The sequence below is a fragment of the Pseudomonas sp. NY5710 genome, assembly GCF_013305665.1.
Classification (GTDB): domain Bacteria; phylum Pseudomonadota; class Gammaproteobacteria; order Pseudomonadales; family Pseudomonadaceae; genus Aquipseudomonas; species Aquipseudomonas juntendi.
Genome location: NZ_CP045554.1, coordinates 4370335 through 4389234, shown reverse-complemented (window position 1 = coordinate 4389234; position 18900 = coordinate 4370335). Strand labels below are relative to the sequence as shown.

The following is an 18900-nucleotide window of genomic DNA, read 5'->3' as shown; positions in this document are numbered from 1 at the left end:
GTTGGCAAAGTCCGCAAAATGTCTGTCAGCCCATCTCCAGGCACAACTGCCATTGCACCAAGTGTCAGTGCGGCTGCCGAGCCAGTTGCTCGAGGGCATGGCCGGCCAGTCGCAGATGCTCAACGGTTTACTGGCGGGGTTTGCCGTGATTGCCTTGCTGTTGGGCGGCGTCGGCGTGATGAACGTCATGTTGATGAACGTTGCCGAACGCCGCCGGGAAATTGGCCTTCGCCTTGCCCTTGGGGCGCGGGCCCGGGATATCGGTTGGTCGTTCCTGCTCGAAGCCTTGCTGTTGTCTTGTGCCGGTGCATGGGTGGGTGCAGTGGCAGGGCTACTGGCTGCCTGGTTGTTCGCCTGGCTCTCCGGTTGGCCGCTGTCACTGGCTTTTTACTCGCTGCCATTAGGCGTAGCCGCTTCGTTGTTTGCAGGGCTTGTGTCGGGCTTGTATCCGGCACTCGCCGCCGCGCGCCTGCAACCGGTGGAGGCATTGCGTGAGGTATAGCGGATGGCTGCTTGCCTGCGCGTTGCTCCTGCCTGCTGCAGCCAGGGCTGAAGGGGTCAGCGCATTGGCGATGGCCAGGGCCCATGAAGTGCCATTGCAGTTGGCAGATGCGGTTGCCCTGGCCTTGCGAGACAACCGCGCCATTCGTAGCGCCCGGCTTCGGCGCAGGGTTGAAAAATTCGACCTGCGTGTGGTCCGTGATCACTACTCGCCGCAACTTTCACTCAAGGCGCGCGCTTACGGTAATCGCAACCAGAGCGAGGGTTACCGAGAGGCCGACTTCGTCCCGTCAGCCAAGCTGTTGACACCTTACGGCACGCGCCTGAGCCTGGATTGGTCATATGGCCATGCCCGGGGGCAGGAGTCAGGCGCGCGCTACAGGAACGGCGCCAACCTGAGCGTGACCCAGCCACTGCTGCGTGGTGCCGGCCGTGCCATCGCAGGCGCGCCACTGCGTCAGGCGCAGCTGTCGGAGCAGCTCAACCGGCTGGCGCTCAAGGATGATGTTGCGCGGGTCATCAACCAGGTCATCTTCCTTTACCGCGCGTTGCTACGGGCTCAGGAGCAACAGAACATTGCTGAGCAGGCGTTGCGGCGCGCGCGTCAGCTTGTGCAGGTTAACCAGGCCCTTATCAGTGCGGGCCGCATGGCAGCGTTCGAGATCATCCAGGCTGAAGCCGAGGTGGCTACCCAGGAGCTGGCACTGGAGAGTAGCCGCAGCCAGTTGCGGGGAAACCGGCTTGCCTTGGCCCAAGCACTGGCTATCGACCTTGCAACCCCTTTGCGGGCTGTGGACAAGGTCGAGGTGCAACAGGTGCAGGTGGATGCCGCGCAAGCGTTGGCCCTGGCCGAAGCGCTGCAACCTGCCTATCTGATGCAGCAGATTACAGGTGAGCAACTTGCAATCGACTTGCTGCTGGCTCGTGACCAGCAATCGTGGGACTTGGCGTTGGTGGCTGGGGCCAGCCAGGCGCATGAACGCCCTGGCAGTCGGCCGAGTTGGCAGCGCTATGTGGGGCTGGAGCTGGAGGTGCCCCTGGGTGACCTGAGCCTGCGGCAGGCTGAGGTGCATGCCGAGGCCGCACTGCAACACCATCAACTGACCAAGGCCGAGGTTTACCAGCAGTTGCAGCGCGATGTGAGCGATGCCGTGCGGGATATTAAGGTGCATTGGCGGCAGTTGGAGATTGCCCGGCGGATGTTGTCCCTATCGCAGCGCAAACTTGATATCGAACGGGAAAAACTGGCCCTCGGGCGCTCCAGCAACTTTGAGGTGCTGATCTTCGAGAGTGATCTGCGCCATGCTCAGAACGCCTACCTGGATGCTGCCATCGCTTACCTCAATGGCCGCGCAGTGCTTGACCAGGTACAGGGTTCGACGCTGCAAAACTGGGGTGTGGACCTGTATGACTAGGAGGCATCGGGGGTTATGGATAGTGCCTGGCCTGTTCAGTCTGTTCGTTATCTGGTTCTGGTACGGCCGGCCGGCAGAGCCGCAGCCCGACGGTGAGCGTTGGGTGCCGATCGTGCCCCAGCATTTGCAGCAGCATCTGGGCCTGGCCGGCAGGCTGCAGGCAACACGCCAGGTCACCGTGACGGCACCGTTCGACGGCATACTGGCCGCAATCGCTGTCAGTCATGGGCAGCGCGTTCAGGCGGGGCAGGTGCTGCTTACGCTGGACACCGACCAGTTGGCTATCCAACTGCGCCAGGTGGAGGCGGACTGGTTGCGGGCTCGCAGCAACGTCATGGTTCTTGAAGCCTGGGCCAGCGGCCCTGAGGTGGGCAGGGCGCGGCGCATGCTGGCCAATGCGCGAAGCGCGCTGGCGGCTGGCCAGGTAAACCTGAGTGACACCCAGCGGCTATATGAGCGAGGCATTGTCGCGCGAATGGAGCTGCAGGGGCTGGCGCGACAGGTTGAGGCGCAGCGGCAAACCGTGCTCGATGCCGAGCAGGAGTTGCAGCAGGCACAGGTTCGCGGCCAAGGCGATAGCCTGCAAATTGCGCGGATGGAGCTGAGCAATGCCGAGGCGCGCAAACGTGCACTGCTAAGCTTGCAGCGCCAGCGCGTGATCAAGGCCCCCTTCAGTGCTGTGGTCGTGCGGGTGACGGCGCCAGGTGACACCGCGGTGCCCCTGCAGCCAGGCCAGCAGGTCGTTCGCGGCACGCCACTGCTGGAGCTGATAGACCTGGACCAGTTACAGGTTTTGGCAGCCGTAGAAGAGCAGGACCTGGGCATTCTGCGCGAGGGGCAGCAGGTGCAGGTCAGCGTGGCTGGCCAGTCATTTACCGGGGTATTGGCCCAAATAAGCCAGCAGCCTAGACCGGACAACGGGCAAGGTACCTGGTATGACGTAGTTGCAGATATCGACCTGTCTGCGCCGTCAGCGCAGTCAGGCTTGCGCCTGGGGATGAGTGCACAGCTGAAAGTATTGGTATACAGCAACGACAGTGCCCTGGTGGTGCCTGCCGAGGCGCTGCGGGTGGATCAGGCGGGTGCACATTACGCCGTATGGCGCGGCGAAGACGGCCAGCCGGCGAGGCGGGTTTTGGTTAAGGCAGGGGTGGCTGTGCCCGAGGGGGTGGAAGCGATCGGTTTGGAAAGCGGCTATGTACAGCTGCCCTGAAGGCGGTGGAGGCTGGCCCTGGCCTTGCCGGTGCTCGCGGCTGAAGCAGTTCCTGCGGGTGCCGCGTGGCGGTTGCAGGAGCGGCTCAAGCCGCGAAGCGGTATCGGCAGGTCTACTCGCCCGGGTGATCGCGCAGAAACACCAGGTGATCTGGCTTGGACTGTTCGGCACTGTAGTAGTAACCCTGGACATCGAACTGCTTGAGCTGCTCTGGATCGTTGATGCGCTGTTCGATGACAAAGCGGCTCATCATGCCGCGGGCTTTCTTGGCATAGAAGCTGATGATCTTGTACTGGCCGTTCTTCAAGTCCTTGAAGTCGACATTGATCACCCGCGCCTTGAGGGCGCTGCGTTTCACTGCGCTGAAGTATTCATTGCTGGCCAGGTTCAACAGCACGTCATCGCCCTGAGCGGCCAGGGCCTGGTTCAACCATTCACTGATGCGTGTACCCCAGAAGGCGTACAGGTCCTTGCCGCGGGCATTGGCCAGCTTGGTGCCCATTTCCAGCCGGTAGGGCTGCATCAGGTCGAGGGGGCGCAGCAGGCCGTACAGGCCGGAGAGCATGCGCAGGTGGTCTTGCGCGTAACTGAAGTCGTCCTCCCCCAGGGTTTCGGCAGCAAGGCCTGTGTACACGTCACCTTTGAACGCCAGCAGCGCCTGCTTGGCATTGGCTGGGCTGAAGTCCGGAGACCAGCTGCCGAAGCGTGCGGCGTTCAGGCCGGCGAGTTTGTCGGACAGGTGCATCAGCTCGCTGATTTGCGCCGGCGACAGGGTTCGCAGTTGCTGGATCAACACCTGGGAATCATCCAGGTACTGGGGCAGGGTGAAGCGCTCGGTTACCGGCGGGGTATCGTAGTCGAGGGTCTTGGCGGGGGAAATCACCGTCAGCATCGGGTCGGCTCCTGGCATCATTGGCCTGAGATTCTACGGGCTGGGCGGTGCAAGTCCAAACTATGGTGACAATAGTCACAGACCATGGCCGGTTCTAACGCTATAGTTCGCGTTTTGCCGTGACGGAGCCTTTTACCGTGCGCATCGCCTTTGCCGCGCTGGCCGCGCTGTTGAGCCTGGCCGTGCAAGCCGCCCCCACAGCCCCGGTCAGTTTCGATCGCAGCCTGTGGCCCGAGCAACTGAACAGCCCGGCGTTGTTCGATGTGGCTTCACGGGCGGAGATTCTGTCGTTCGCCCGGGTACTGCATGAAAGCGAGCTGCTCGATGATGCAACGCTGGCGGCGCGGCTGGGCTTGCGGCAGATCAACCTGCAGAAGGTTCGCCAACTGCGGGCGCGCATGTGGCAGCGGTTATGGGCAGGCTACCAACAGGCACAACGCAGCTGCGAGCAGGATGCGTCGTTCTGCTACGCCGTTGAGTCCATGGCGGATCTACGTACCCAGGCGGCGACGTTCGCCGCCGATGTCGGCGCGTTCTATGCCGGGTGGATAGAGCCCAGCCACCAATTTCACAGCCGCTACCTGGACGAACAGCTGCGCAAAGCTGCGCTGCTGCCCCAGACCAGCAGCGAGGTGGAGCGGCTATCTGCACGGGAGCTCGATGGTGAACGCCTGAACGATCGCATGTTCCTGCTGACCTTCGTCGGTGGCCCGGGGCCTGACGGCGGCAGTACCGACCTGCTGGCCGATTACCTGCGCCGGCAAAAGCTGGCGGGTACCTTCTTCGTACTTGGCAACCGCTTGCAGCAGCGCCGGGATGCCGGCATGCCGAACACTGTGGCCTGGCTTTATCGCGGCCAGTGCGTGGGTATTCAGGGCTGGGAGTACCGCTCGCATGCACAGTGGGTCGATTGGCAGGACTCGCTGCGGCGCAGCCAGGCCCGCGTGCAGGCCGACCTGCCGGAGCAGTACGTGCCGCTGTTCCGCCCCCCTTACGGGCAACGCCGGGCCGATGGCGAGGCGTTCATGGCCAGCCAGCAGTTGCGGGTGTCGTTGTGGGATATCGACGCGCAGGATGACACTGCACTGACTGCCGAAGCCTCGGCGCAACGCGTGCTGACCCTGATGCTGTTGTGGCGCAAGGGGGTTATCCAGCTGCATGACAGCCTGCCCAAGGCGCAACCGGCGGTGGAGTGGTTGCTGCGCAGTACCGCCCAGAGCGGTATCGGCTGGGAAGACTGCCAAGCCTATGGGTACAGCGAATAGAGGTACCACTTCTGAGCGTAGTCGTGTCTAGGCCTGCCGCCAAGGCCTTATCGTCAATCGGAAAAATAAACTTCAAAAACACGTAAAAATGCTTTTTCCGGTCATGGTTTTTGCGGTATGAAGAAACCAGACAGCCGATCCCTGCAGCACAGGTGGCGTCATCCAGACCCTCCTGGCCAGGTTGCTCCCCGCCCGTAACAACGCGGATACGGGGACACGGCAGTCACTCTGCGGCGTAACAGACCACGCCGTGCGGCTTCGACATAAGGTGACCGAGTATGGATGACCAAGGACGCACCCCTTCCTCCAGCAAGCCAATCCTCTATGTGCTCGATACCAACGTCCTGATTCACGACCCCAACGCATTACTCAACTTCGAGGAGCACCACGTCGCTATCCCCATGACGGTGCTGGAGGAACTCGACAAACTCAAGACCGGTAAACAGACCATCGCCGCAGAGTGCCGGCAGGCCATCCGCCTGATCGACCAGACCCTCGGGGACGCTTCGCCCAGTGATGTCGAGCAGGGCGTGCCGATCCAGCGCAACAAGAGTGGGGCCAAAGGCTTTCTTTCGATCCTGATGAGCCCACGCAACGAGCCTGGCAAGTTGTTGCCGGAACACCTCAACGACAACATCATCATCAACACTCTGCTGGACGTTCGCACCCGGCGCCCCGACCTGGACGTGGTGCTGGTTACCAAAGACATCAACATGCGCTTGAAGGCGCGTGCCTGTGGCATCGCATCCGAGGACTACAGCACCGACCAACTGGTCGATGATGTGTCCTTGCTGTCCAAGGGCTACCACTCGGTCAGCGGTTCGTTCTGGGACCGGGTCAGCAAGGTCGATACCCGCCAGGAGCGCGGCCGGACCTGGCATCGCGTGCACATGATCGACAACCTGCCGGCCGTTCACGTCAACGAGTTCATCATTGACGACCAGGGCTTCGTCGGCTGGGTGAAGGGCATCCGCGACGACGAGTTGCTGCTGCTCGACTTGCACCAGGAGCCACTGCTGCACCAGGAGGCCTGGGGCCTGAAACCGCGGGACATCCATCAGAGCCTGGCGCTGTTCGCCTTGCTCGACCCGGACATTCACCTGGTCAACCTGACCGGCGCTGCCGGTTCCGGCAAGACCATCCTGGCCCTGGCAGCAGCCATCGAGCAGACCATGGTCAGCAAACGCTACCGGCGCATCATTGCCACCCGCAGTGTGCAGGGGCTGGACCAGGAGATCGGCTTCCTGCCGGGTACCGAAGCAGAGAAAATGGAGCCGTGGCTGGGCGCCATTACCGACAACCTCGAAGCCTTGCACATGGACGATGAAAGCACCCATGGCAGCGTCGAATACATTCTCGAGCGCGTGCCGCTGCAGTTCAAGTCGTTGAACTACATTCGCGGCCGCAGCTTCCAGCAGAGCCTGATCTTGATCGACGAGTGCCAGAACCTGACGCCGCACCAGATGAAAACCATCATCACCCGTGCCGGTTCCGGGTCCAAGGTGGTCTGCCTGGGCAACCTGGCGCAGATCGATACCCCCTACCTGTCCGCGACCAGCTCGGGCCTGACCTACCTGACCGAGCGCTTCAAGGACTTCCCCCATGGCGTGCACATCACCCTGCAGGGTGTGCCACGCTCGGTACTGGCCGAGTACGCCGAATCGCATCTGTAAAACCCTGTCGCCGGGCAGCCCACTGCCCGGCATTTCCACGAGCGTGCCCATAAAGCCGCCAGACCTGCCGACACATACCTCTGCTCAAACCTGACCCACAGGTTTACACTGCAGGCTCCCTTCACAGGAGCAGAGCAGTGCTGACACATCTTGATTCCCAGGGGCGGGCCAACATGGTCGACGTCACTGAAAAGGCCGTGACCGAGCGCGAGGCCACCGCCGAGGCGCGGGTGCGCATGTTGCCGCAGACCCTGCAGATGATCGTCGACGGTGAACACCCCAAGGGCGATGTGTTCGCCGTGGCGCGCATTGCCGGCATCCAGGCGGCGAAGAAGACCAGCGACCTGATCCCGCTGTGCCACCCGCTGATGCTGACCAGCGTCAAGGTAGAAGTCAGCGCGCAGGGCGAGGACGCGGTGCGGATCCTCGCCCGCTGCAAGCTGGCCGGGCAGACCGGTGTGGAAATGGAGGCACTGACCGCCGCTAGCGTCGCTGCGCTGACGATCTATGACATGTGCAAGGCTGTGGATAAAGGCATGGTCATCGAGCAGGTCCGCCTGTTGGAAAAGCTGGGCGGCAAGAGCGGCCACTACAAGGTGCAGGCGTGATGAAAGTCAAAGTGATGTACTTCGCTCGTTACCGTGAGTTGCTGGGCGTGGATGCCGAGCGGGTGGAGGGTGAGTTCAAGGTTGTCGACGATGTGCGCCGGGCATTGCTGGGCAAGGGTGGGCCTTATGAACTGCTGGCCGAACAGAACCTGATGTGCGCCCGCAACGAAGAACTGTGCAAGCTGGATGAGCCGTTGGAAGAGGGCGATGAAGTGGCGTTCTTCCCGCCGGTGACGGGGGGCTGAGCATGGCAGTGCGAGTGCAGGAACACGCGTTCGACCCGGGCGTCGAGACCAATGCCATGCATGCGGCCAACGTGGGGGTGGGCGCGGTGGTCGGCTTTGTCGGCTATGTGCGGGACTTCAATGATGGCCGCGAAGTGGCAGGGATGTTCCTCGAACACTATCCGGGCATGACCGAAAAGGCCTTGGCCAAGATCGTGATCGAGGCCGAGCAGCGCTGGCCGCTGTTGAAAGTGCAGGTGCTGCACCGCATCGGTGCGCTGGAGCCAGGTGAGCCAATCGTATTCGTCGGCGTGGCCAGTGCCCATCGGCAGGCAGCGTTCGATGCCTGCAACTTCATCATGGACTACCTGAAGACCCGGGCACCGTTCTGGAAGAAGGAAAATACCCAGGAAGGGCCGAGGTGGGTGGACGGCAGGCAGAGTGACCTGGATGCCGCAGGGCGCTGGTAGTCAAGGCTGCGCCAGCCGTTTGTAGGAGCGGCCTTGTGTCGCGATGGGGCCGCAAAGCGGCCCCGGCAATTGATGCGTTGAAGCTGAAATCCCGGGGCCGCTGTGCGGCCCTATCGCGACGCAAGGCCGCTCCTACAGGGGGATATGTACTCCCAACCACGGGTCAGTGGTGCTTGCGCGGCACCGGCTTCAGCAGTTCATCCGGCGGCATCTCGCACTTGATCTTGCGCCCCAGCAGTTCCTCGATCGCCGGCAGCTGATACGAGTCATCCTCCCCGGCAAAGCTGATCGATACGCCATTGGTGCCGGCACGGCCGGTACGGCCAATGCGGTGCACGTAATCGTCCGGGTCCTCTGGCAGGGTGAAGTTGATCACGTGGCTGATGCCGTCGATGTGAATCCCGCGCCCGGCCACGTCGGTGGCGACCAGAACGGTGATGCGCCCTTCGCGGAAGTTCTCCAGGGTACGAATTCGCTTGTGTTGCGGCACGTCGCCCGACAGTTGGGCGGCGTTGATGCCGTCGCGCACCAGTTTTTCCTCGATGCGCCGCACTTCGTCCTTGCGGTTGGCGAACACCATCACCCGTTCCCAGCGGTTCTGGGTCACCAGGTTGTACAGCAGCTTGTACTTGTCGCTGCCGGCCACCGCATAGACATGCTGCTCGACCGTTTCGCTGGCCACGTTCTCCGGTTCGATCTCGACGATGGCCGGGTTGGTGGTCCATTGCTTCGCCAGGTTCATCACGTCGTCGGTGAACGTGGCCGAGAACAGCAGGGTCTGGCGCTCGCTTTTGGGCGGCGTCTGGCGAATGATCTGGCGCACTTGCGGGATGAAGCCCATGTCGAGCATGCGGTCAGCTTCGTCCAGCACCATCACTTCGACCATGTCCAGGTGCACCTCGCCCCGCTGGTTGAAGTCCAGCAGGCGGCCCGGTGTAGCCACCAGAATGTCGCAGTGGCGCGCTTCCAGGGCCTTGAGCTGCTTGTCGAAGTCCATGCCGCCGACGAAGCTCATGACGTTCAGGCCGGTGTACTTGGTCAGCGCCGCGGCGTCCTTGGCAATCTGTACCACCAGCTCGCGGGTTGGCGCGATGATCAGCGCCCGCGGCTCACCCATGTAGCGCTCTTTGGGCGCAGGGGTCTGCTGCAGCTGGGAAATGATCGAGATCAGAAACGCTGCGGTTTTGCCGGTGCCGGTCTGGGCACGGCCGATGGCATCCTGACCACGCAGGGTGTAACCCAGTACCTGCGCCTGGATCGGCGTGCAGTAAGGGAAGCCCAGGTCGTGGATAGCGTGCATCACCTCGCTGGACAGCTTGAAGTCGTGGAAGCGCGTCTTGCCTTCCTGCGGTTCGACCACGAAGTCTTCCAGTTTCCACAGGCTGGCCTGGGGCTTGGGCTTGCGCTCGCGACGTGGTTTGTCCTTGGCCGGCTTGTCGCCCGCTGGCGTTACGGCAACAGGCGATTCTGCCTTGGGGGTAGGGTTGGCGCGTGGGGCCGCCGGTTGCGCCTCGCTGGCGGGTGCCGGCGCAGGCGTCACACTGGCAGCAGGAGCGGCGGCCTGTGGGGCAGCCTCTCCCTTGCCGAATATTTTCTTGAGTGCCTTGAGCACGATCGTCTCATCAACTGATTAAGGAATGTACGCCGGGCAGTGTAATGCAAGAATCGGGCGTGGCGTAGTGCAATAGCCTGACAACTACACTGACCGCTGCTTATTGCAGTTGCACGGCAAGCCACTCCCCGATGTCGTTCAGCTCTTCCACCACCACTTCGTGTTCCATTGGGTATTCGTGCCAGCGGGCGGCAACGCCCCAGGTGTTCAGGTACTCGAAGGCGGTGCGGCCCATGGCCGGGATCACTACCGGGTCGTGCACGCCGTGCAGGCACAGGGCAGGGGTGCGTTGCTGGCAGGCACTGAGCTGGTGTTGGTCATTGAAGGTGGGGGCATAGGTGGACAGGGCGATCACCCCACCCAGCGCCTCTTGCCACTTTATATAGGCAGTGTGCAACACCACCGCGCCGCCCTGGGAGAAACCGGCGAGGAAGATGCGCGACAGGCTGACGCCTTTGGCCTGCTCCGCCTTGATCAGCGCCACCACTTGCTCGGCAGACGCCTCCAGCTGAGCCTCGTCTATGGCGCGGGCCGGGGTCATGGCCTTGATGTCGTACCAGCTGGGCATGGCATAGCCGCCATTGATGGTCACAGGGCGGGTGGGTGCCTGGGGCATCACGAAGCGGGTGCTGGTCAAGCGCTCCTGCATGAATTCGGCTACGGGTAGGAAGTCGTAACGGTCGGCTCCCAAGCCGTGCAACCAGATCACACAGGCATCGGCGGTTTTCTGGGGTTCGAGAATCAGCGGGTTGGTCATGACTGCTCCGAAAGAGTGCGGGTGATCGTGTTGTGTGCCTGAAAAAAAGGCGCTGCAAAGGGTTGTCAGAAAAAGAATGTCGCAACGATACAACTTTCCCTACTTGACGAACGCTTAAACGCTCCAGCCAAAACATTTGGTACGCGCTTTGCAGCTGAGGTTGCGATGCAAAGGGCAGGCCGTGACGGTAACACCCTTTGTACGCGAAGGCTGTCATAGAACAGCCCATTGCGCCAATTGACCCAATAACTAGCCAATACGGGTCGGACATGCCTCAAAAGGGTGCGGTGCAATTCCGGCTCGATACAACAAGAGCGATTTGGAGGTTGTGAATGAAAGTGTTGAAAACCACCCTGGCAGTCCTCACCGCTGCCGCCGCGCTGGGCGCCGTGAGCAATGCCCAGGCCGGCGCCACCCTTGATGCGGTAAAGAAGAAGGGCTTCGTCCAGTGTGGCGTGAGCGACGGTCTTCCAGGCTTCTCGGTACCTGATGCACAAGGCAAGATCATCGGTATCGACGCCGATGTCTGCCGCGCCGTGGCCGCTGCCGTGTTCGGCGACGCCAACAAGGTCAAGTTCAGCCAGCTCAACGCCAAGGAACGCTTCACGGCCCTGCAATCGGGCGAAGTTGACGTGCTGTCGCGCAACACCACCTGGACCAGCTCGCGCGATGCCGGCATGGGCCTGGTGTTCACCGGTGTCACCTACTACGACGGCGTCGGTTTCCTGGTCAACAAGAAGCTCGGTGTTTCCAGTGCCAAGGAGCTCGATGGCGCGACCATCTGCATCCAGGCAGGTACTACCACCGAACTGAACGTGTCGGACTTCTTCCGGGCCAATGGCCTGAAGTACACCCCGATCACCTTCGATACCTCTGACGAGAGCGCCAAGTCGCTGGAGTCCGGCCGTTGCGATGTGTTGACGTCCGACAAGTCGCAGCTGTTCGCCCAGCGCTCCAAGCTGGCCGCACCGACCGAATATGTGGTGCTGCCGGAAACCATCTCCAAGGAACCACTCGGCCCGGTGGTGCGCAAAGGCGACGAAGACTGGTTCAGCATCGTCAAGTGGACCCTGTTCGCCATGCTCAACGCCGAAGAGGCGGGCATCACCTCGAAGAACGTCGAGGCTGAAGCCAAAGCGACCAAGAACCCTGACGTGGCCCGCTTGCTGGGTGCGGACGGCGAGTACGGCAAGGACCTCAAGCTGCCCAAAGACTGGGTAGTGCAGATCGTCAAGCAAGTCGGCAACTACGGTGAAGTGTTCGAGAAGAACCTGGGCCAAGGTACCGACCTGAAGATCGACCGTGGCATGAACGCCCTGTGGAACAACGGCGGCATCCAGTACGCGCCACCTGTGCGCTGATGGCTGCACCCTGCGGCGGCATCCGGCCGCCGCAGGTTGTTCGAATCCCTATTTTCCGGGGCACTTCATGCAAAATCATATTGGCGCACAAAAGGGGTTATCCCTGAGCGATCCACGTGTGCGCGCGTGGCTGTTCCAGATTCTTACCATCGTTTTCGTGGTCGGTCTGGGCTGGTATCTGTTTCACAATACGCAAACCAACCTGCAACACCGGGGTATCACCTCGGGCTTCGACTTTCTCGATCGCAGCGCCGGCTTCGGCATCGCCCAGCACCTGATCCCCTATGTGGAATCGGACAGCTACGCACGGGTGTTCGTGATCGGCCTGCTCAACACCCTGCTGGTCACCCTCATTGGCGTCATCCTGGCGACCATCCTGGGTTTCATCATCGGCGTGGCGCGCTTGTCGCCGAACTGGATGATCAACAAGCTGGCGACGGTGTACGTGGAGACCTTCCGCAACATTCCGCCGCTGCTGCAGATCCTGTTCTGGTACTTCGCCGTGTTCCTGACCCTGCCGGGACCGCGGGGCAGCATCAACCTCAACGACCTGTTCTTCATCAGCAACCGTGGCCTGAACATGCCTGGTGCCTCCATGGCGGACGGTTTCTGGCCATTTGTCGCGGCGTTGGCGGTGGCGGTCGGGGCGGTCTGGCTGATGGTGCGCCTGGCCAACAAACGCTTCGACGAGACCGGTGTACCGTTCCACAAGTTCTGGGCCGCGCTGGCGCTGTTGCTGGTCATTCCAGGCCTGAGCGTGCTGCTGTTCGGCAGCCCGGTCACGTGGGAGGCACCGCAGCTCAAGGGCTTCAACTTCGTTGGTGGCTGGGTGCTGATCCCCGAACTGCTGGCGCTGACCCTGGCGCTTACGATCTATACCGCCGCCTTCATCGCCGAGATCGTGCGCTCGGGCATCCGTTCGGTCAGCCACGGCCAGACCGAGGCGGCGCGCTCGCTGGGGCTGCGCGAAGGGCCAACCTTGCGCAAGGTGATCATCCCCCAGGCCTTGCGGGTGATCATTCCGCCACTGACCAGCCAGTACCTGAACCTGGCGAAGAACTCGTCGCTGGCGGCCGGTATCGGCTACCCGGAGATGGTCTCGCTGTTCGCCGGTACCGTGCTCAACCAGACCGGCCAGGCCATCGAAGTGATCGCCATCACCATGAGTGTCTATCTCGCCATCAGCATCAGCATTTCGCTGCTGATGAACTGGTACAACAAGCGCATTGCGCTGATCGAGCGGTGAGGATACGCCTGTGAATGCCCATGTTTTCAAACCCGATATGCCGCCACCGGTGAAAACCGTCGGCGTACTCGCATGGATGCGTACCAACCTGTTCTCCAGCTGGCTGAACACCCTGTTGACCCTGTTTGCGCTCTACTTGATCTGGTTGATCGTGCCACCGCTGTTGCAGTGGGCGCTGATCGACGCCAACTGGGTTGGCACCACCCGCGCCGACTGCACCAAGGACGGCGCCTGCTGGGTGTTCGTGCAGCAGCGCTTCGGCCAATTCATGTACGGCTACTACCCGGTCGAGCTGCGCTGGCGGGTCGACCTGACGGTATGGCTGGCGGTGCTTGGCGCAGCGCCGTTGTTCATCAAGCGCTTCCCGCGCAAGGCCCTCTATGGCCTGGGCTTCCTGGTGTTTTACCCGCTGCTGGCCTACACCTTGTTGCACGGTGGCCTGCTGGGCCTGAGCACCGTGTCCACCAGCCAGTGGGGCGGGCTGATGCTGACCTTGGTGATCGCCACCGTGGGCATCGTCGGCGCCTTGCCCCTGGGCATTCTGCTGGCCTTGGGGCGGCGTTCGAGAATGCCGGCGGTGAAGGTGGTGTGCGTGACCTTCATCGAGTTCTGGCGCGGCGTGCCGCTGATCACCGTGCTGTTCATGTCTTCGGTGATGCTGCCGTTGTTCCTGCCTGAGGGCATGAGCTTCGACAAGCTGCTGCGGGCGATGATCGGCGTGATTCTGTTCCAGTCGGCCTATGTCGCCGAAGTGGTACGCGGTGGCCTGCAAGCCATCCCCAAGGGCCAGTACGAAGCGGCCGCAGCCATGGGCCTGGGGTACTGGCGGGCGATGGGCCTGGTGATCCTGCCGCAGGCGCTCAAGCTGGTGATCCCTGGCATCGTCAACACCTTCATTGCCCTGTTCAAGGACACCAGCCTGGTGATCATCATCGGCCTGTTCGACCTGCTGAACAGTGTCAAGCAAGCCGCCGCCGACCCGGCCTGGTTGGGTATGGCGACCGAGGGCTATGTTTTCGCCGCCCTCGTGTTCTGGATTTTCTGTTTCGGTATGTCCCGCTACTCCATGCACCTGGAGCGCAAGCTGGACACTGGCCACAAGCGTTAGGAGTTTCGAAATGAGTGAAGCGATCAAGCAGCCTGCTGGCCCCGAAGGGATCATCCAGATGCAGGGTGTGAACAAGTGGTACGGTCAGTTCCATGTGCTCAAGGACATCAACCTCAATGTTCGCCAGGGCGAGCGTATCGTGCTGTGCGGGCCGTCCGGCTCGGGCAAGTCCACCACCATCCGTTGCCTCAACCGCCTGGAAGAACACCAGCAGGGGCGCATCGTGGTCGATGGCGTGGAGCTGACCAACGACCTCAAGCAGATCGAGGCGATCCGCCGTGAAGTGGGCATGGTGTTCCAGCACTTCAACCTGTTCCCGCACCTGAGCATTCTGGAGAACTGCACCTTGGCGCCGATGTGGGTGCGCAAGATGCCGCGCCGCAAGGCCGAAGAAATTGCCATGCATTACCTGGAGCGGGTACGTATCCCGGAGCAGGCGCACAAGTACCCGGGGCAGTTGTCTGGTGGCCAGCAGCAGCGCGTGGCGATTGCCCGGGCGCTGTGCATGAAGCCGAAAATCATGCTGTTCGACGAACCCACTTCGGCTCTGGACCCGGAGATGGTCAAGGAAGTGCTCGATACCATGGTCGGCCTGGCCGAAGATGGCATGACCATGCTCTGCGTGACCCACGAGATGGGCTTTGCCCGCACCGTGGCCAACCGGGTGATCTTCATGGATAAAGGTGAAATCGTCGAGCAGGCGGCACCGGATGACTTCTTCGACCGGCCGCGCAGCGATCGGACCAAGTTGTTCCTCAGCCAGATCCTGCATTGATACAGCCGGGGCCGCAAAGCGGCCCCGATGTTTACTTCTCTTCTTGTGGGGCAGCGGGTGCCGGTGGCGGCCGCAGCCCCACCTCCGCCACCAGCTTGAGCTGCTGCCCGTTACGCATCACCTCGATGGTGATCTTTTCGTTCGGCTTGATCCGCGCCACCTGGTTCATCGACTTGCGCCCGTCACCTGCCGGTTCGCCGTTGATGCTCAAGATCACGTCCCCCAGCTGCAGCCCGGCCTTGGCCGCCGGCCCTTCGCGGAAGATGCCTGCAACCACGATGCCTGGGCGGTCCTTCATGCCGAACGACTCGGCCAGTTCCTGGCTCAGTGGCTGCACTTCGATACCCAGCCAGCCGCGGATCACCTGGCCATGCTCGACAATCGATTTCATCACCTCCAGTGCCAGCTTGACCGGGATGGCGAAGCCAATGCCCTGCGAGCCACCAGACTTGGAGAAAATGGCCGTGTTGATGCCGACCAGGTTGCCGTTGGCATCGACCAGCGCACCACCGGAGTTGCCCGGGTTGATCGCGGCGTCGGTCTGGATGAAGTCTTCGTAGTTGTTCAGGCCCAACTGGTTGCGGCCGGTGGCGCTGATGATGCCCATTGTCACGGTCTGGCCAACGCCGAACGGGTTGCCGATGGCCAGCGTCACGTCACCGATATGGATGGTGTCGGAGCGGCCGATGGTGATGGCGGGCAGGTTCTTCAGGTCGATCTTCAATACCGCCAGGTCGGTCTCCGGGTCGCTGCCAATGACCCGGGCCAGGGTCTCGCGGCCATCCTTCAAGGCCACCACGATCTGGTCGGCGCCACTGGTGACGTGGTTGTTGGTCAGCAGATAGCCCTCGGGGCTCATGATCACTGCCGAGCCCAGGCTCGACTCCCAACGGCGCTGCTTGGGCAGGTTGTCGCCGAAGAAGCGGCGGAACTGCGGGTCTTCGAACAGCGGGTGGGCGCTCTTGTTGACCACCTTGGTGGTGTACAGGTTGACCACCGCCGGGGCCGCGAGGGTCACGGCGTCGGCGTAGGACACCGGGCCCTGCATGATCTTCGTGGTCTGCGGTGCCTGCTGCAGGTTGACGTCCTGGCTGGGCAGGCCGACCCATTCCGGAAACCGCTGGATGATCAGCATGGCGATCAATACGCCGGTAAGCAGGGGCCAGCCAAAGTAACGCAAAGCCTTGAACATGAACGAGTCCTGAAAAGAGCGGGGGCCAGTGGCCGCGCGGTGGGGCATGAGCGCGCGCGATCATACACCGGTTCCCCCAGTGCCGGCGACGGCCCATAATGGCCGGCATTATACGGGCGTTCCCGGTGCGTTGTGCCTGGGGAAAGTGCAGTTTTCGAGGAGATTTTCATGGCCGTCGCGCTAAACACCCTGGTTGAAGAAGCCGAGCGTTACCTGGGCAGCGCCAGGATCCAGGACTACTGCCCCAATGGCCTGCAGGTCGAAGGCCGGCCGCAGGTCAGCCGTATCGTCAGCGGTGTCACCGCCAGCCAGGCGTTGCTGGATGCCGCGGTCGAGGCCGAGGCCGACCTGGTGCTGGTGCACCATGGCTACTTCTGGAAGGGCGAAAACCCCTGCATCACCGGCATCCGTCAGCGCCGCCTGAAAACCTTGCTGAACAACGATATCAGCCTGCTGGCGTTTCACTTGCCGCTGGATGTACACCCTGAGGTGGGCAACAACGTGCAGCTGGCGCGGCAACTGGAGATCACCGTCGAAGGGCCGCTGGACCCGGAGAACCCCAAGGTGGTCGGGCTGGTCGGTTCGCTGGCCGAACCGGTGACCGCCCGCGATTTTGCCCGGCGCGTGCAGGAGGTGCTGGGGCGTGAGCCGCTGCTGGTCGAAGGCGACGAAATGATCCGCCGGGTTGGCTGGTGCACCGGGGGCGGGCAGGGCTATATCGACACGGCGATTGCCGCCGGGGTAGACCTGTACTTGACGGGCGAGGCGTCTGAGCAGACCTACCACAGTGCGCGGGAGAATGGCGTCAGCTTCATCGCTGCCGGGCACCATGCCACCGAGCGGTACGGGGTGCAGGCACTGGGTGATTACCTGGCGCGGCGGTTTGCCGTGGAACACCTGTTCATTGATTGCCCGAACCCGATCTGACCTGACTGGCCCCATCGCGGGCACGCCCGCTCCCACAGGGGATCGCGCATTTCTTGAGTTCAGCGCCAAACGTGTGGGAGCGGGCGTGCCCGCGAAGGGCTGCAAAGCAGCCCCAGTAACGCTTGACTGACAGGCATTAGCCTAACCCCCAGTCATATCGTTAGACTTTTTCGATCTAGCTGGCTGCCTAAATAGAAGCAGCCGCTGTGATAGAGTGATCCGCTCGAACACGGCCCGCAGGCCGTCCATAAGATCGTTTTACGTGAGTAGCCATGGTCGACAAACTGACGCACTTGAAACAGCTGGAGGCGGAAAGCATCCACATCATCCGCGAGGTGGCCGCCGAGTTCGACAACCCGGTGATGCTGTACTCGATCGGCAAGGATTCCGCCGTGATGCTGCACCTGGCGCGCAAGGCCTTTTTCCCGGGCAAGCTGCCGTTCCCGGTCATGCACGTCGACACCCAGTGGAAATTCCAGGAGATGTACAGGTTCCGCGACAAGATGGTCGAGGAAATGGGCCTGGAACTGATCACCCACGTCAACCCCGAGGGTGTGGCGCAGGGCATCAACCCGTTCACCCATGGCAGCTCCAAGCACACTGACATCATGAAGACCCAGGGTCTGAAACAGGCGCTGGACAAGCATGGTTTCGACGCCGCCTTCGGTGGTGCTCGCCGCGACGAAGAGAAGTCGCGGGCCAAGGAGCGTGTGTACTCGTTCCGTGACAGCAAGCACCGCTGGGACCCGAAGAACCAGCGCCCCGAGCTGTGGAACGTGTACAACGGCAAGGTCAACAAGGGGGAGTCGATCCGCGTCTTCCCACTGTCGAACTGGACCGAACTGGACATCTGGCAGTACATCTACCTCGAAGGCATCCCGATCGTGCCGCTGTACTTCGCTGCCGAGCGTGAAGTCATCGAGAAGAACGGCACCCTGATCATGATCGATGACGAGCGCATCCTCGAACACCTCTCCGAGGAAGAAAAGGCCCGCATCGTCAAGAAGAAGGTGCGTTTCCGTACCCTCGGCTGCTACCCGCTCACGGGCGCTGTCGAGTCGGAGGCCGAAACGCTCACCGACATCATTCAGGAAATGCTCCTGACGCGCACTTCCGAGCGCCAGGGCCGGGTCATCGACCACGATGGCGCCGGTTCCATGGAAGACAAGAAACGTCAGGGCTATTTCTAAGCTTCAAGTTACAAGCGGCAAGCTGCAAGACAGAAGCGGAGCGAGTAGTTTCTGAGTTTTGTGGACTGCCGCCTGCATTGCGGGCGCACTGGGAGTGCCTGCAGTGGGTTTTGAGAAGTTGCTGGTTTGGCAGAGAAGTAAAAATTTAGCCGTTGAGATCTATCGGGCATTTGCTGGGTGTCGGGATTTTGGATTCAGGTCCCAAATCACTCGAGCAGCCGTTTCAGTCCCCTCCAATATCGCTGAGGGAATGGAGCGCAGAGGAATGCGGGAGGAAGCATGGTTCCTGAGCGTGGCGAAGGCTTCCTGCGCAGAACTGCGGACCCAACTGATCATCGCCGGTGAAATCGGTTATTTGCCTGCCGAATTGGCCAACGACTGGATAACTGAAACCCGTGAGCTATCCAGAATGCTTGCTGGGTTGATCAACAAAATTTCTAACTAGCTGTACGCCGACAAGCTTGCTGCTTG

At 61.9% G+C, this 18900-nt stretch carries 19 protein-coding genes; 15 read left to right on the top strand and 4 right to left on the bottom strand.

The window, feature by feature from the left end:
* The first annotated feature begins 61 nt into the window (after positions 1-61).
* The 3 genes from GEV39_RS25950 to GEV39_RS20240 are packed head-to-tail and all read left to right on the top strand — an operon-like array spanning position 62 to position 3129.
* On the top strand, positions 62-502 hold the full coding sequence (locus GEV39_RS25950) for an ABC transporter permease (protein ID WP_249414372.1): 441 nt from the start codon (positions 62-64) through the stop codon (positions 500-502).
* Complete coding sequence (locus tag GEV39_RS20245; protein ID WP_249414291.1) at positions 492-1916, top strand: TolC family protein; 1425 nt, start codon at positions 492-494, stop codon at positions 1914-1916. Before GEV39_RS25950 ends, GEV39_RS20245 begins: the two co-directional genes overlap by 11 nt.
* A 22-nt stretch (positions 1917-1938) precedes the next feature.
* Positions 1939-3129 (top strand): efflux RND transporter periplasmic adaptor subunit, encoded by a 1191-nt coding sequence (locus GEV39_RS20240; protein ID WP_173890990.1) that lies wholly within the window; start codon positions 1939-1941, stop codon positions 3127-3129.
* Between the two features lie 112 nt (positions 3130-3241).
* Here the strand turns inward: GEV39_RS20240 and yaaA are convergent, their stop codons facing one another.
* Positions 3242-4021: a peroxide stress protein YaaA gene (gene yaaA / locus GEV39_RS20235; RefSeq protein ID WP_054905661.1), complete on the bottom strand. Its 780-nt coding sequence runs from the start codon at positions 4019-4021 to the stop codon at positions 3242-3244.
* 137 nt (positions 4022-4158) lie between these two features.
* On the opposite strand from yaaA, the gene GEV39_RS20230 reads away from it, so the two are divergent.
* The 5 genes from GEV39_RS20230 (at position 4159) to moaE (ending at position 8261) form a co-directional block, all read left to right on the top strand.
* Positions 4159-5286: a polysaccharide deacetylase family protein gene (locus tag GEV39_RS20230; protein ID WP_173890989.1), complete on the top strand. Its 1128-nt coding sequence runs from the start codon at positions 4159-4161 to the stop codon at positions 5284-5286.
* Positions 5287-5564: 278 nt separating this feature from the next.
* Complete coding sequence (locus GEV39_RS20225) at positions 5565-6959, top strand: PhoH family protein (RefSeq protein WP_173890988.1); 1395 nt, start codon at positions 5565-5567, stop codon at positions 6957-6959.
* Between the two features lie 137 nt (positions 6960-7096).
* Positions 7097-7567, top strand: a complete 471-nt coding sequence (moaC, locus tag GEV39_RS20220) for a cyclic pyranopterin monophosphate synthase MoaC (RefSeq protein WP_173890987.1) — start codon at positions 7097-7099, stop codon at positions 7565-7567.
* Complete coding sequence (gene moaD / locus GEV39_RS20215) at positions 7567-7812, top strand: molybdopterin converting factor subunit 1 (protein WP_110675617.1); 246 nt, start codon at positions 7567-7569, stop codon at positions 7810-7812. Before moaC ends, moaD begins: the two co-directional genes overlap by 1 nt.
* A 2-nt stretch (positions 7813-7814) precedes the next feature.
* Positions 7815-8261, top strand: a complete 447-nt coding sequence (moaE, locus tag GEV39_RS20210; RefSeq protein ID WP_173890986.1) for a molybdopterin synthase catalytic subunit MoaE — start codon at positions 7815-7817, stop codon at positions 8259-8261.
* Between the two features lie 163 nt (positions 8262-8424).
* Here the strand turns inward: moaE and rhlB are convergent, their stop codons facing one another.
* Together rhlB and GEV39_RS20200 are read right to left on the bottom strand one after the other, a co-directional pair.
* Positions 8425-9873: an ATP-dependent RNA helicase RhlB gene (gene rhlB, locus GEV39_RS20205; RefSeq protein WP_173890985.1), complete on the bottom strand. Its 1449-nt coding sequence runs from the start codon at positions 9871-9873 to the stop codon at positions 8425-8427.
* Between the two features lie 100 nt (positions 9874-9973).
* Positions 9974-10630 (bottom strand): alpha/beta hydrolase, encoded by a 657-nt coding sequence (locus GEV39_RS20200; protein WP_173890984.1) that lies wholly within the window; start codon positions 10628-10630, stop codon positions 9974-9976.
* Positions 10631-10962: 332 nt separating this feature from the next.
* On the opposite strand from GEV39_RS20200, the gene GEV39_RS20195 reads away from it, so the two are divergent.
* From GEV39_RS20195 to GEV39_RS20180, 4 genes are all read left to right on the top strand, one after another.
* On the top strand, positions 10963-11991 hold the full coding sequence (locus tag GEV39_RS20195) for an amino acid ABC transporter substrate-binding protein (protein WP_009684450.1): 1029 nt from the start codon (positions 10963-10965) through the stop codon (positions 11989-11991).
* Positions 11992-12058: 67 nt separating this feature from the next.
* Positions 12059-13237 (top strand): amino acid ABC transporter permease, encoded by a 1179-nt coding sequence (locus GEV39_RS20190; RefSeq protein ID WP_173890983.1) that lies wholly within the window; start codon positions 12059-12061, stop codon positions 13235-13237.
* Between the two features lie 10 nt (positions 13238-13247).
* Positions 13248-14345 (top strand): amino acid ABC transporter permease, encoded by a 1098-nt coding sequence (locus GEV39_RS20185; RefSeq protein ID WP_173890982.1) that lies wholly within the window; start codon positions 13248-13250, stop codon positions 14343-14345.
* A 10-nt stretch (positions 14346-14355) separates the two neighbouring features.
* Positions 14356-15120: an amino acid ABC transporter ATP-binding protein gene (locus GEV39_RS20180; RefSeq protein WP_003251792.1), complete on the top strand. Its 765-nt coding sequence runs from the start codon at positions 14356-14358 to the stop codon at positions 15118-15120.
* A 31-nt stretch (positions 15121-15151) separates the two neighbouring features.
* Here the strand turns inward: GEV39_RS20180 and algW are convergent, their stop codons facing one another.
* Entirely contained in the window at positions 15152-16312 is a 1161-nt protein-coding gene (algW, locus tag GEV39_RS20175) for a Do family serine endopeptidase AlgW (protein WP_173890981.1), read from the bottom strand.
* 168 nt (positions 16313-16480) lie between these two features.
* Between algW and GEV39_RS20170 the strand changes: the two genes are divergently transcribed.
* The 3 genes from GEV39_RS20170 to GEV39_RS20160 all read left to right on the top strand — a co-directional run bounded on the left by GEV39_RS20170 (position 16481) and on the right by GEV39_RS20160 (position 18874).
* A complete protein-coding gene (locus GEV39_RS20170) occupies positions 16481-17239 on the top strand; it encodes a Nif3-like dinuclear metal center hexameric protein (RefSeq protein ID WP_009684446.1) in 759 nt (252 codons plus the stop codon).
* 272 nt (positions 17240-17511) lie between these two features.
* Complete coding sequence (gene cysD, locus GEV39_RS20165) at positions 17512-18429, top strand: sulfate adenylyltransferase subunit CysD (protein WP_009684445.1); 918 nt, start codon at positions 17512-17514, stop codon at positions 18427-18429.
* A gap of 103 nt (positions 18430-18532) precedes the next feature.
* On the top strand, positions 18533-18874 hold the full coding sequence (locus GEV39_RS20160) for a four helix bundle protein (RefSeq protein WP_173890980.1): 342 nt from the start codon (positions 18533-18535) through the stop codon (positions 18872-18874).
* The last annotated feature ends 26 nt before the right edge of the window (positions 18875-18900 follow it).